Source organism: Archangium violaceum Cb vi76 (assembly GCF_000733295.1).
GTDB classification, from domain to species: domain Bacteria; phylum Myxococcota; class Myxococcia; order Myxococcales; family Myxococcaceae; genus Archangium; species Archangium violaceum.
Genome location: NZ_JPMI01000295.1, coordinates 1 through 11,990, shown reverse-complemented (window position 1 = coordinate 11,990; position 11,990 = coordinate 1). Strand labels below are relative to the sequence as shown.

Sequence of the window (11,990 nt, the reverse complement as noted above, 5' to 3'; positions counted from 1 at the left end):
TGCCCCTGTCCGCCCGCTCAGCCCTTGCCCAGGGCCTTCTTGATGTCGGCGTACACGCCCTCGGGCGAGCCGACACCGTCGATCGCCTTGAGCAGGCCGCGCTGCGCGTAGAACGGCTCCAGGGCCGCGGTCTCCGCGTCGTACTTCTTCAAGCGCTTCTCGATGACGTCCGCCTTGTCGTCATCGCGCTGCACCAGGCCGGTGCCGTCCTTGTCGCAGAAGCCCGCCCGCTTCGGGGGGTTCTGGTAGACGTGGTAGACGGAGCCGCAGGTGGGGCACGAGCGTCGGCCCGAGCCGCGCTCGATGAGCTTCTCGTGAGGCACCTTGAGGGACACCACGGCATCCAGCTTCTTGCCCAGCCGGGCGAGCATGCGCTCGAGCGCCTCGGCCTGGGGAGGGGTGCGCGGGAAGCCGTCCAGGACGAAGCCATTGACGCAGTCCGGCTCCTTGAGGCGCTCCTCCACGATGCCGATGACGATGTCGTCGGGCACGTAGGCACCGGCCGCCATCAACGGTCCGGCCATCTTGCCCAGCTCGGTGCCCTCGCGGACCGCCTTGCGGAGGATGTCGCCCGTGGAGATCTGCGGAATCTTGAACTCCGCGTACAGATTCTTCGCCTGCGTCCCCTTCCCCACGAAGGGCGGGCCAAACAGGATGAGGTTCATTTGGTTCCTCTCAGCTCGTCAGGAAGGAGCATGGGAGGGCCACGGCGCGAACCTCCTCCCACTGCTCACAACACCCCTGGAACGACGAGGCGCTCCTCCCCGGGGTGAAGGGGAGGAGCGCCAGGGAAACTGCTGACTCGACTAGGCCGCCACGCGGGGGGCCCGGCCGCGGATGCGCGGACCGCGAGGACCGGCGAAGCCCTCGTAGTTGCGGCTGATGAGGTGACCCTCGATCTGCTGCACCGTGTCCAGCGCCACGCCCACGACGATCAGCAGGGCCGTACCGCCGAAGGTGAAGCGCACGCCCAGCACGTTGCTGATGATGGACGGAATCACGCAGATGGCGGCCAGGTAGAGCGCGCCACCGAAGGTGATGCGGTTGAGCACGCCCTCGATGAAGTCCGCCGTCTGCCGGCCCGGACGGATGCCCGGGATGTAGCCGCCCTGCTTCTTGATGTTGTCCGCCACGTCGTCCGGCCGGAAGGTCAGCGCCGTGTAGAAGAACGCGAAGAAGATGATGAGCAGCACGAAGATGCCGTTGTAGACCCAGGGGCTGCCCTCGATGCTGCGCTGCACGGTCTGCAGCGCCGGGAACCAGGTGCCCAGGGTGGCCGGGAAGGACAGCAGCGCGCCGGCGAAGATGGGAGGAATCACGCCCGCGGTGTTGACCTTCATCGGGAAGTAGGTGGCCTGGCCCGCGAACATCCGCCGCCCGGCCATCCGCTTGGCGTACTGCACCGGAATCCGCCGCATGCCGCGCTCGACGTAGCACACCACGCCCACCACCAGCACCATGAACGCCAGCAGGGCGCCCACGGCGGCCACGCTGATGATCTCCTGCGCGATCATGTCCAGCAGCGTCTTACCGCTGGGGAGCAGACCGGCCACGATGCCCGCGAAGATGATGATGGAGATGCCGTTGCCGATGCCGCGCTCGGTGATGCGCTCACCCAGCCACATGATGAACGCGGTGCCCGCCGTCAGGGAGATGACGGTCATGAAGGTGAACCAGGCATTGTCGTTGGGGACGACGATCTGGTTGAAGCCGCTCTGGCCCGCGTCGGAGCGGCCGAGCGAGGCCAGCCAGCGCGAGATACCGATGCCCTGGATGACGGACAGGAGGATGGTGCCGTAGCGGGTGTACTGGTTGATCTTCTGACGTCCACCAGCACCCTCCTTCTGGAGGCGCTCCAGGCTGGGCACCACCACCGCCAGCAGCTGGATGATGATGGAGGCGGACACGTACGGCATGATGCCCAGACCGAAGATGGACATCTGGTCCAGGGCGCCGCCGGAGAAGAGGTTGAAGAGCGAGAACAGACCGCCCGACTGGCGCTGAGCGTCCATGAACGCGTTCATCGCCGCTCGGTCGACGCCGGGCGTGTTGATGAAGATACCGATGCGGTACACCGCGAGCAGCCCCAGCGTATAGATGAGCCGGCTGCGCAGCTCCGCGATGCGGAAGACGTTGGCGAAGGCGTTCAGAGCCACGTGGGAACCATCCCCCAGAAAGGTTTCAGCGAGAACAACAGCGCCCCCATCCGAATTCGGAAAGGGGCGCGGAATCCTACACGGTTGGAGCAGCGCGCACCACTAAGAGTGTGATGCGCCCTCCCCTCACGACTTGGCCTGCTTGACACCCTTACCGCTGTGGGCCTTGGCGGCGGACTCGGGCTTGTGGGCCACGAGCGGCAGCTCCTCGACGGAACCGCCCGCCTTCTCGACCGCCTCGCGAGCCGTGGCCGAGAGCTTGTGCGCCCGGATGGTCAGCTTCTTGGTGAGGGTGCCGTTGCCGAGCACCTTCACGCCGTCGTACCGGCCCTTCACCAGGCCGCGCGCCTTCAGCGCCGCCTCGTCCACCGTGGCGCCCGCGTCGAACGCCTCGAGGTCCGCCAGGTTCACCACCGCGTAGATGGTGCGGTTGGGGGAGATGAAGCCGAACTTCGGCAGCCGACGCTGCAGCGGGCTCTGACCGCCCTCGAAGCCCTCGAACCGCATGTTACCGGAACGGGCCTTCTGGCCCTTGCCACCGCGGCCGGCCGTCTTGCCCAGACCGCTACCCTGGCCGCGGCCCACCCGCTTCTTGCGGTGCCACGAGTTCGCCGGGCGCTTCAGGTTGTTGAGCGTAGTCATTGTCTGAACCCTCTTCCTAGGCCTTGGAGGCCTGGCTGGCGCGCGCGGCGTCACGCTCCCGGATGTGCCGGGGCTTGCGACGGGTCGTCTTCGGGGCGTCGCCCTGCACCGTCTCGGACGTCACCAGGTGACGCACCTTGTTCACCATGCCGCGGACCGCCGGCGTGTCCTGGAGGAGCCGCTCGTCGCCGAACTTCTTCAGCCCGAGGCTCCGGATGGTCGCGAGCTGGTCCACGGACGAACCCGCGAAGCTCTTCGTCAGCTTGACCTTGAGCGCCATGATTAACCCCTCGCCTCTTCGGACTTCTGGGGACCCACGTCCTTGCCGCGCAGGCGCGACACCTGCTCCGGCGAACGCAGCGTCTTCAGACCGGCCACCGTGGCCTTCAGCACGTTGTGGGGGTTCCGCGAGCCCTGGCTCTTGGTCAGGATGTTGCGGATACCCGCCGCCTCGAGGACCGCGCGCACCGCACCACCGGCGATGACGCCCGTACCCTCACCGGCCGGCTTCAGGAGCACCCAGCCCGCGCCGAAGTGACCGAGCACCTCGTGCGGAATGGTGTGGCCCTGCAGCGGGACGCGGAACAGGTTCTTCTTCGCGTTCTCGCCACCCTTGCGGATGGCCTCGGGGACCTCGTTGGCCTTGCCCAGGCCGATGCCGACGTGGCCGGCACCATCGCCCACCACCACCAGCGCGGCGAACGAGAACCGCCGGCCGCCCTTCACCACCTTGGCGACGCGGTTGATGTTCACCACCCGGTCGGTGAGGTCGAGATCGTTTGGATTGATCGGAGTTGCCACTTGGGAACTTCCTTATTCGAAAGGTTTCTAGAACTTCAGCCCGCCCTCACGCGCGGCATCGGCCACGGCGGCGATACGGCCGTGGTAGGGGAAGCCGTTGCGATCGAACACCACCGCATCGACATTGGCCGCCTTGCACTTCTGGGCGATCAGGGCGCCCACGCGCTTGGCCTCGGCCTTCTTGTCGCCCTCGGTATTGCCCTTGAGCTCCTTGGAGAGCGACGAGGCGAACGCCAGGGTGCGGCCCGTGGTGTCGTCCACCACCTGGGCGTAGATGTGCTTGAGGCTCTTGTAGACCGACAGACGCGGGCGCTCGGTGGTACCCGAGAGCTTCCGGCGGATGCGGTCCTTCCTCTTGAGGCGCGGATCGAGTTTCTTCGACATGGATGATTCCTTCTCCGTCCGGCGGTGATGGGGACTTCCACCGCCGGATGATTGCGCGGCACCTGCTGGCGCCGCGCGGTTGGGTGTTCACTCCGACTAGGCGGTGCCCGTCTTGCCTTCCTTGCGACGGATCTTCTCGGTCGAGTACTTGATGCCCTTGCCCTTGTACGGCTCGGGCGGGCGCAGCGCGCGGATCTTCACGGCGGCGGCCCCGAGGGCCTCCTTGTCCGCGGACCGGAGCGTCAGACCCAGGGTGGGCAGACCGTCCTCGGTGCGGGCGGCCTTGTCGACCTCGGCCGTCACGCCCTCGGGCAGGTTGAACACCACCGGGTGCGAGTAGCCCAGCGACATGTTGATCGTCTTGCCCTTCACCTCGGCGCGGAAACCGACGCCGCGGATGTCCAGGCGGCGCTCGAAGCCCGTGGACACGCCCTTGGCCGCGTTGGCCAGCAGCGTGCGCGTCAGGCCGTGCAGGCTGCGGGCCTCGCGCGACTCATCCTCGCGCTCCACCCGCACCTCGTTGCCGGCGACCGTCACCTTCACGCCCTTGGCGGGAAGCTGAACGACCATCTTGCCCTTGGGGCCTTCGAAACTGACCTGGCGGCCCGACACCGTGGCCTTCGTCTTGTCCGCCAGCTTGACCGGAAGCTTTCCAATCCGACTCATGATTTCCTCAGTGCAGTCAGTCCAGGTCGCGGCGCGAGCCGCGTCACCCGGGGGGCTGGCTAGTAGACGGTGCAGAGCAGCTCGCCGCCGACCTTCTGCTTGCGAGCCTCGGAGTCCACCATCACGCCCTTGGAGGTGGACAGGATCGAGATGCCCAGGCCGCCGAGCACCTGCGGAATCTCACGCACGTTCACGTAGCGGCGCAGGCCGGGCTTGGACACGCGGCGGATGCCGGTGATGGCCGGAGCGCGATCCGGCCCGTACTTCAGCTGGACCGAGATCTCGTTCTGCGGGGCGCGCTCGTGGATGGTGTAGTCCCCGATGAAGCCCTCGGCCTTGAGAACCTTGATGATCTCGACCTTGAGGTTCGAGTGGGGCATGACGACCTTGTCGTGACGCGCGCGCGAACCGTTGCGCAGGCGGGTCAGCATGTCGCCAATGGGATCGTTGACAACCGACATGAAAGTACCTTCCGTGCGGAGCGGTTCCACCGCGTCCGCGCTCGCAACCGCCGCGCCTGCCGGGCCCATCCCGGGGGTTCGCCACGATTGCCATGCATGGAACTGCTTCGGCCTGCCTCTTCAGAGGCCAGCCAGGCCCCCGGACCCCTGCTCGAGGTCCGGAAGCCCGCGTCCGACTACCAGGACGACTTGGTGACGCCGGTGATCTCGCCGCGGAGCGCGCGGTGCCGGAAGCAGATACGGCACATGTTGAACTTCCGCAGGAACGCGCGGGGCCGACCGCAGAGCGGGCAGCGGTTGTACGCGCGGACGGAGAACTTCGGCTTGCGCTTCGCCTGGGCGATCTTCGAGAGCTTGGCCATGGATGCGAATCCTCGTTACGTGCGGAACGGCATGCCGAAGTGACGCATCAGCGCCAGCCCCTGCTCATCGTTCGCGGCGGTGGTGACGAAGCTGATGTTGAGCCCCTTCACCTTCTCGATCTGGTCGTAGTTGATTTCCGGGAAGATGATCTGCTCGCGGACGCCGAGCGTGTAGTTGCCCTTCCCGTCGAAGGCCTTGGGGGACACGCCCTTGAAGTCACGCACGCGCGGCAGCGCCACGGTGATGAGGCGGTCCAGGAACTCGTACATGCGGTCGCCGCGCAGCGTAACGGCGCAGCCGATGGCCTGGCCCTGGCGCAGCTTGAAGTTCGCGATGGACTTGCGGGCGCGGGTCACCACGGGCTTCTGGCCGGTGATGGCACCCAGCTGGTCCACGGCGGACTCGAGGATCTTGTTGTTGGCGAGCGCCTCGCCCAGACCCATGTTGACGACGATTTTCTCGAGGCGGGGAACCTCCATCGGATTCTTGAGCGACAGATCCTTCATGAGCGCCGGAATGCCCTCCTTGCGGAAGCGCAACTTCAGACGCGCAGGGCCGGCCGTCAGACCCTCCTCGATGTTCGCCGCGAAGCCAGCCTTCTTGACTTCTTCCTTCTTGCGGCCCTTCTTTTCCTTCTTCGCCGCGTCCTTCTTCTCTTCAGCCATCGTCTTGTCCTCTGCTTCGGAGCGCCGCCGTGGACCCAGCGCGCCGATCAGTACTGCGTGGAAACTGGAAACACCGGAGCCCCCACGGGTCCTTCGGGGCCCCGGGTATGCTCGCCCGCCCTCCCCTCACCCGAGGTAGGGCAAAGGGCGCGCATACATGCCCGAACCGGCACCCCTAGTCAATCAGGGCGTCGCAGTTCTTGCAGAACCGCTTCTTCTTGTCCCCATCAACCCGGACGCCGACGCGGGTGGGCTTGTCGCACTTGGCGCAAACCACCTGCACGTCCGAGATCTGGATGGTGCCCGGCTTCTCCACGATGCCGCCCTCGGGCTGCTGGGGCGTCTTGCGGAGGTGGCGCTTGACCAGGCGCAGGCCCTCGACGGTCACGCGCTGGGCCTCCCGGTCGATCTTCAGCACCTTGCCACGCTTGGTCGCCGGGGTCTTCTCCGAGCGCTCGGCGCCGGCGATGACCTGGACGGTGTCTCCAACCTTGAGCTTCTCCATGGTTCCTCTCCCTCCTCGCGGACCGCCTGATGCCCTACTAGAGGACCTCGGGAGCGAGCGAGATGATCTTCATGAACTTGCGGGCGCGGAGCTCGCGGGCCACCGGCCCGAAGATGCGCGTCCCGATGGGCTCCATGTCCTTGTTGATGAGGACGGCGGAGTTGCCATCGAACTTGATGTAGCTGCCATCAGGACGGCCCACCTCGCGCGCGGTGCGCACGATGACCGCCTTGGCCACGTCACCCTTCTTCACCTTGGAGTTCGGCAGCGCCTCGCGCACCGACACGACGATCACATCGCCGATGGACGCGTACTTGCGCTTCGAGCCACCGAGCACCTTGATGCAGAACACCTTCTTGGCGCCCGAGTTGTCGGCCACGTCGAGCACGCTCGTCATCTGAATCATCTGGAATCTCCTATCTCAGCTACGGCAGGCCCATCCGGCGAGGACGGGCACCGCGCGGCTCGAGCCACGGCCTCGCGCGCCTGTGGGCTGCGCGAGCTCGGACGGCTCAGACGTTCTTGCTCTTCTCCAACACCTCGACCACGCGCCAGCGCTTGTCCTTGGAAGCAGGACGGGTCTCGGCGATACGCACCCGGTCACCCTCGTTGATGGTGATCTTCGCCGGGTAGTCGTGGTCCTCGACGTGCGCCTTGTACTTCTCGCGCATGCTCATGATCTTCCCGTACTTCGGGTGAGACGCGCGGCGCGAGACGGTGACGACCACCGTCTTCTGCATCTTGTTGGAGGTCACGATCCCCACGCGGGTCTTGGGACGGCCGCGGGTGGAGATCTTGGCAGAGGTGGATTGAGTCGCTTCAGCCATGAGAAAAGCTCCTAAGCCTTCTTCTCCGCCCGGGACTTCTCCCCCAGGACGGTCAGGATGCGCGCCAGATCGCGCTTGTGCTGGGTGCGCTCGGACGGGTTGTCGAGCGAGCCGGTGGCCCGCTTGAGCTGATCCTGGAACAGCGTCTCGCGCAGCTCGGCCGCGCGCCGCTTCAGGTCGTCCGCCGAGAGCTCCTTGAGTTCCTTCGCAGTCGCCATCTTCAAATCTCCTTCAAGCCGGCGGGCGGCCCCTCTACACCAGGTGGGCCGCCCGGAGGCAGAAAACTAGAGGGCCAGCTCGTTGCGGCTGACGATCTTCGTCAGCACCGGCAACTTCGCCTGGGCCAGCTTCATGGCGGCCGTGGCAACCTCGGGCGTCATACCCTCCATCTCGTAGAGGATGCGGCCGGGCTTGACCACCGCCACGTAGTACTCCACACCACCCTTACCGGTACCCATTCGAGTCTCGGCGGGCTTCTTGGTGATCGGCTTGTCCGGGAACACGCGGATCCAGATCTTGCCGCCACGCTTGATGTGGCGCGTCATCGCGATACGGGCCGCCTCGATCTGCCGCGAGGTGATCCACCCCGGCTGCAGGGACATGAGGCCGTACTGACCATAGGTCAGGTCGCTGCCACGGTGGGCCTGGCCGGGCATGCGGCCCTTGTGCATCTTGCGGAATTTCGTACGAGCAGGCTGAAGCATCGTCGGTGTCCTTCAAGCCCGAGCGAGCCGCCCCTCACGGGGCGGCTCCCGGGGAGAGTTAGCGGTTGGCAGCCGGCGCGGCCTGGCCACCCTTGGTGGGCAGCACCTCGCCGCGGCAGATCCAGACCTTGCAGCCGATCTTGCCGTAGGTGGTCTTGGCCTCGGCGAAGCCGTAGTCGATGTCCGCACGGAGGGTGTGCAGGGGCACGCGGCCCTCGCGGTACCACTCGTAGCGGGCCATCTCCGCGCCGCCGAGACGGCCGGAGCAGGAGACGCGGATGCCCTTGGCGCCGAACTTCATCGCCGTCTGCAGCGCCTTCTTCATGGCGCGGCGGAAGGCGATACGGCGCTCAAGCTGGGTGGCGATGTTCTCGGCAACCAGCTGGGCGTCCGTCTCGGCCTTGCGGACCTCGACGATGTTGAGGAAGACCTCGTTCTTGGTGAACTGCTGGAGGTCCTTCTTCACCGTCTCGATGCCGGCACCGCGCTTGCCGATGACGATGCCCGGGCGCGCGGTGTGCACGTTGACCTTCACCTTGTTCGCCGCGCGCTCGATCTCCACCTTGGAGACACCCGCGTGGGCGAGCGACTTCTTCACGAACTCGCGGATGCGGATGTCCTCATGCAGCCACTGCGCGTAGTTCTTGTGCTCGAACCACTTGGAGTCCCAGGTCTTGATGACCCCGAGGCGGAACCCAATGGGATGGACTTTCTGGCCCAACGTGCTTCTCCTTCGAATCGGTTGCGTGGGGCGCCAGGGGGCGGCCTTACTTCTTGGCCGCCTCCTCCAGCACCACGTGAATGTGGCTGGTCTTCTTGTTGATGCGCGTGGCGCGGCCCATGGCGCGCGGCATGTAGCGGCGCTGGGTCGGACCCTGATCCACCGAGATCGTCTTGACGATCAGCCGGTCCACGTCGACCTGGCCCTTGGACAGGTCGGTGGCGTTGGCCACGGCGCTCTTGATGAGCTTGGCCACGGGAACAGCCGCGGCGCGGCTGGTGAAGCGCAGGATGTTCAGGGCCTGCCCCACCGGCTTGCCCCGGACGAGCGCCGCCACCGTGGAAACCTTCCGGGGCGACATGCGCAGGTACCTCAGATGTGCCTTCGACTCCATGTCATCTCCTCTGGCGGACGCCGCTGGTCAGCGGGGCCGGCTACTTGCCCTTGGCGACCTTCTTCTCCGCCGAGTGACCGCCGAACGTACGCGTCGGGGCGAACTCGCCGAGCTTGTGGCCCACCATGTTCTCGGTCACGAAGACGGGGATGAACTTGCGGCCGTTGTGCACCGCGAAGGTGTGGCCCACGAACTCCGGCAGGATGGTGGAACGCCGGGACCACGTCTTCACAACACTCTTCTTGTTCGTCTTGATCATGTCCTCGATCTTCTTCACGAGGTACCCATCGACGAACGGACCCTTCTTGATCGAACGCGCCATTGTGTGAACCCTCGACTACTGGCTGCGCGCGCCCGGGCGGCGGACGCTCACGATGAACTTGTCAGTACGCTTGTTGGTGCGCGTGCTGAGACCCTTGGTCTTCTGGCCCCACGGCGACACCGGATGCGGATTACCCTGGCCGGACTTACCCTCACCACCACCGTGCGGGTGGTCGACGGGGTTCATGGCCAGACCGCGGACGGTGGGCCGGATGCCCAGCCAGCGGCTGCGACCGGCCTTGCCGATCCGGATGATCTCGTGCTCCAGGTTGCCCACCTGGCCCACGGTCGCCCGGCACTCGATGAGGACCATGCGCACGGCGCCCGAGGGCAGACGAACCTGGGCGTAGCGGCCCTCCTTGGCCATCAGCTGGCCGGAGGAACCGGCGGAGCGGATGATCTGGGCGCCACGGCCCGGCTTCAGCTCCACGTTGTGGATGATGGTACCGATCGGGATGTTGATCAGCGGGAGGCTGTTGCCCGGACGGATGTCCGCGCCCTCACCCGCCATGACGGTGTCACCGACCTTGAGGTCGACCGGGGCGAGGATGTAGCGCTTCTCGCCATCCGCGTAGTGCAGGAGGGCGATGTTGGCGGAGCGGTTCGGGTCGTACTCGACCGCGGCGACCTTGGCCGGCACGCCGTCCTTGTCACGACGCTTGAAGTCGATGACGCGGTAGCGGCGCTTGTGACCACCGCCCTGGTGGCGGCGGGTGATGTGGCCGTGGACGTTACGGCCGCCGGACTTCGACAGGGACTCGGTGAGCTTCTTCTCCGGCTTGCCCTTGGTGATGTCCGCGAAGTCAGACGCGGTCATCAGACGGCGGGCGGCGGAGGTCGGCTTGTACTTCTTGATGCCCATGGTGGTTCCTCAACGACGGTCAGCGCAGTGCGCTAGACCGCGCCTCCCTCGAAGAGCTCGATCTTGTCCCCTTCCTTCAGGGTCACGACCGCCTTCTTGAAGTTCGGCCGCTTGCCAATCGAGCGACCCACGCGCTTGGTCTTGCCACGCACGATGTTGGTCCGCACACCCTCGACACTCACCTTGAAGAGCTTCTCGACGGCGTTGGCCACGTCGTACTTGCTGGCCTTCTTGTCGACGATGAACGAGTACTGCCGGAACTTCTCGCGGGCCGCGTCCAGCTTCTCGGTGATGAGCGGTCCCTTGATGACGTCGTTGATATTCACGAGAGCGCCCCCTCGATGGCCTTCGCGGCCGCGGAAGTGAGCACCAGGTGCTTGTGGCGGAGCACGGACTCGAGGTTCAGGCCCTCGGGGGGCAGAACGTCGAACTTCGCCAGGTTGCGCACGCTGCGGTGCAGGTTGGTGTTGGTCTTGGCGTCGATGACCAGCGCGCCGGACAGCTTCAGGCGCTTGGTCAGAGCCTCGAAGGCCTGCTTGCTCTTGGGAGCGGACAGGCTGAAGTCGCTCACGATGATGAGCGTCTTCTCACGGGCGCGCAGCGAAAGGACCGCCTTGAGCGCACCGCGGCGGACCTTCTTCGGAGGACGGTAGAAGTAGTCCCGCTGCTTCGGGGCCATCGCCTTACCGCCACCCACCCAGTGGGAGGCGCGGATGGAACCCTGACGAGCGCGGCCAGTGCCCTTCTGCTTCCAGGGCTTCTTGCCACCGCCGCTCACCAGGGAGGTGTTCTTCACACCCACCGTACCCCGGCGCCGGTTGATCTGCTGCATCTTCGCGACCTCATAAAAGAGGTGCGCGTTCGGCTCGGCGCCGAAAACCTCGTCGGAGAGCTCGAGCTCCGACACCTTCTTCAAATCCAAGTCGACTACGTCGAACTTCGCCATGGCTCTTTCCTCTGGGGAACGGAGTGGAACCGCGAGGGCTCAGCCCCGCTTCCTCAGGACTTGATCTCCACGTCAACGCCGGCCGAGAGATCCAGCTTCATCAGCGCGTCCAGCGTCTGCTGGGTCGGCTCGAGGATATCGAGCAAGCGCTTGTGAGTGCGGATCTCAAACTGCTCGCGGCTCTTCTTGTCCACGTGCGGCGAGCGCAGAACCGTGAACTTGTTGATGCGCGTGGGCAGGGGGATCGGGCCGGCCACCTTGGCGCCCGTGCGCCGAGCCGTCTCCACGATCTCACCAGCGCTCTGATCCAGGAGCTTGGAGTCGTACGCCTTCAGCCGGATGCGGATCTTCTGTGTCGCCATTCGCAAAAACCTCTTTAAACGGCCTCTGCCTTCGGGAGGCGCTACGACCAACGTCCCCTGGATGTCACAGAGCCATTTCTTCGAACGAAGGGGCGCGGCTTGTACCACCGGCCCCTGGTGGATGCAACCTTATTCCCACCTCCCCGGACTTTTCTGAACAAAAGCCCGGGGAAGCGGAGGATACAACAAAACTACGCGATGATCTCGGCC

At 65.7% G+C, this 11,990-nt stretch carries 22 protein-coding genes; all 22 read right to left on the bottom strand.

All coding sequences use genetic code 11. The features are described 5' to 3' along the window. Positions 1-17 precede the first annotated feature (17 nt). The 22 genes from Q664_RS40675 to rpsJ all read right to left on the bottom strand — a co-directional run bounded on the left by Q664_RS40675 (position 18) and on the right by rpsJ (position 11,780). Complete coding sequence (locus Q664_RS40675) at positions 18-665, bottom strand: adenylate kinase (RefSeq protein ID WP_043409045.1); 648 nt, start codon at positions 663-665, stop codon at positions 18-20. 141 nt (positions 666-806) lie between these two features. Further along, entirely contained in the window at positions 807-2,156 is a 1,350-nt protein-coding gene (secY, locus tag Q664_RS40670) for a preprotein translocase subunit SecY (protein ID WP_043409041.1), read from the bottom strand. A 126-nt stretch (positions 2,157-2,282) separates the two neighbouring features. Continuing rightward, positions 2,283-2,798 carry a 50S ribosomal protein L15 gene (gene rplO / locus Q664_RS40665; RefSeq protein ID WP_052519277.1) on the bottom strand — a complete coding sequence of 172 codons (516 nt, stop codon included), beginning with the start codon at positions 2,796-2,798 and terminating at the stop codon, positions 2,283-2,285. A 16-nt stretch (positions 2,799-2,814) separates the two neighbouring features. Continuing rightward, on the bottom strand, positions 2,815-3,078 hold the full coding sequence (gene rpmD / locus Q664_RS40660) for a 50S ribosomal protein L30 (protein ID WP_043409039.1): 264 nt from the start codon (positions 3,076-3,078) through the stop codon (positions 2,815-2,817). Positions 3,079-3,080: 2 nt separating this feature from the next. Further along, positions 3,081-3,599 carry a 30S ribosomal protein S5 gene (gene rpsE / locus Q664_RS40655; protein WP_043409036.1) on the bottom strand — a complete coding sequence of 173 codons (519 nt, stop codon included), beginning with the start codon at positions 3,597-3,599 and terminating at the stop codon, positions 3,081-3,083. 27 nt (positions 3,600-3,626) lie between these two features. Further along, positions 3,627-3,983 (bottom strand): 50S ribosomal protein L18, encoded by a 357-nt coding sequence (gene rplR, locus Q664_RS40650; protein ID WP_043409034.1) that lies wholly within the window; start codon positions 3,981-3,983, stop codon positions 3,627-3,629. 96 nt (positions 3,984-4,079) lie between these two features. Continuing rightward, positions 4,080-4,649, bottom strand: coding sequence for a 50S ribosomal protein L6 (gene rplF, locus Q664_RS40645; protein WP_043409031.1), 570 nt, complete (start codon positions 4,647-4,649; stop codon positions 4,080-4,082). A 59-nt stretch (positions 4,650-4,708) separates the two neighbouring features. Continuing rightward, complete coding sequence (rpsH, locus tag Q664_RS40640) at positions 4,709-5,110, bottom strand: 30S ribosomal protein S8 (RefSeq protein ID WP_043409027.1); 402 nt, start codon at positions 5,108-5,110, stop codon at positions 4,709-4,711. Between the two features lie 176 nt (positions 5,111-5,286). Further along, positions 5,287-5,472, bottom strand: coding sequence for a type Z 30S ribosomal protein S14 (locus Q664_RS40635; RefSeq protein WP_043409024.1), 186 nt, complete (start codon positions 5,470-5,472; stop codon positions 5,287-5,289). A 15-nt stretch (positions 5,473-5,487) separates the two neighbouring features. Further along, on the bottom strand, positions 5,488-6,138 hold the full coding sequence (gene rplE / locus Q664_RS40630; RefSeq protein WP_073563506.1) for a 50S ribosomal protein L5: 651 nt from the start codon (positions 6,136-6,138) through the stop codon (positions 5,488-5,490). Between the two features lie 175 nt (positions 6,139-6,313). Next, positions 6,314-6,643 carry a 50S ribosomal protein L24 gene (gene rplX, locus Q664_RS40625; protein WP_043409021.1) on the bottom strand — a complete coding sequence of 110 codons (330 nt, stop codon included), beginning with the start codon at positions 6,641-6,643 and terminating at the stop codon, positions 6,314-6,316. 37 nt (positions 6,644-6,680) lie between these two features. Further along, positions 6,681-7,049, bottom strand: a complete 369-nt coding sequence (gene rplN / locus Q664_RS40620; protein WP_043409019.1) for a 50S ribosomal protein L14 — start codon at positions 7,047-7,049, stop codon at positions 6,681-6,683. A gap of 106 nt (positions 7,050-7,155) precedes the next feature. Further along, positions 7,156-7,470 (bottom strand): 30S ribosomal protein S17, encoded by a 315-nt coding sequence (gene rpsQ / locus Q664_RS40615; RefSeq protein WP_043409017.1) that lies wholly within the window; start codon positions 7,468-7,470, stop codon positions 7,156-7,158. 11 nt (positions 7,471-7,481) lie between these two features. Further along, the gene (gene rpmC, locus Q664_RS40610; protein WP_043409013.1) at positions 7,482-7,688 is read right to left on the bottom strand and encodes a 50S ribosomal protein L29; all 207 of its coding nucleotides are present in this window, start codon (positions 7,686-7,688) and stop codon (positions 7,482-7,484) included. Between the two features lie 66 nt (positions 7,689-7,754). Next, positions 7,755-8,174 (bottom strand): 50S ribosomal protein L16, encoded by a 420-nt coding sequence (gene rplP, locus Q664_RS40605; protein WP_043409010.1) that lies wholly within the window; start codon positions 8,172-8,174, stop codon positions 7,755-7,757. A 58-nt stretch (positions 8,175-8,232) separates the two neighbouring features. Beyond that, positions 8,233-8,895: a 30S ribosomal protein S3 gene (rpsC, locus tag Q664_RS40600; protein WP_043409008.1), complete on the bottom strand. Its 663-nt coding sequence runs from the start codon at positions 8,893-8,895 to the stop codon at positions 8,233-8,235. Between the two features lie 46 nt (positions 8,896-8,941). Further along, the gene (gene rplV / locus Q664_RS40595) at positions 8,942-9,289 is read right to left on the bottom strand and encodes a 50S ribosomal protein L22 (RefSeq protein ID WP_043409005.1); all 348 of its coding nucleotides are present in this window, start codon (positions 9,287-9,289) and stop codon (positions 8,942-8,944) included. Between the two features lie 40 nt (positions 9,290-9,329). Continuing rightward, complete coding sequence (gene rpsS, locus Q664_RS40590) at positions 9,330-9,611, bottom strand: 30S ribosomal protein S19 (protein ID WP_043409002.1); 282 nt, start codon at positions 9,609-9,611, stop codon at positions 9,330-9,332. Between the two features lie 15 nt (positions 9,612-9,626). Continuing rightward, positions 9,627-10,472, bottom strand: a complete 846-nt coding sequence (gene rplB, locus Q664_RS40585; protein ID WP_043409000.1) for a 50S ribosomal protein L2 — start codon at positions 10,470-10,472, stop codon at positions 9,627-9,629. Positions 10,473-10,504: 32 nt separating this feature from the next. Next, on the bottom strand, positions 10,505-10,798 hold the full coding sequence (locus Q664_RS40580; protein ID WP_043408997.1) for a 50S ribosomal protein L23: 294 nt from the start codon (positions 10,796-10,798) through the stop codon (positions 10,505-10,507). After that, entirely contained in the window at positions 10,795-11,418 is a 624-nt protein-coding gene (gene rplD, locus Q664_RS40575; RefSeq protein ID WP_043408996.1) for a 50S ribosomal protein L4, read from the bottom strand. Before rplD ends, Q664_RS40580 begins: the two co-directional genes overlap by 4 nt. Positions 11,419-11,471: 53 nt before the next feature. Next, positions 11,472-11,780 (bottom strand): 30S ribosomal protein S10, encoded by a 309-nt coding sequence (gene rpsJ / locus Q664_RS40570; RefSeq protein ID WP_002625389.1) that lies wholly within the window; start codon positions 11,778-11,780, stop codon positions 11,472-11,474. Between the last annotated feature and the right edge of the window lie 210 nt (positions 11,781-11,990).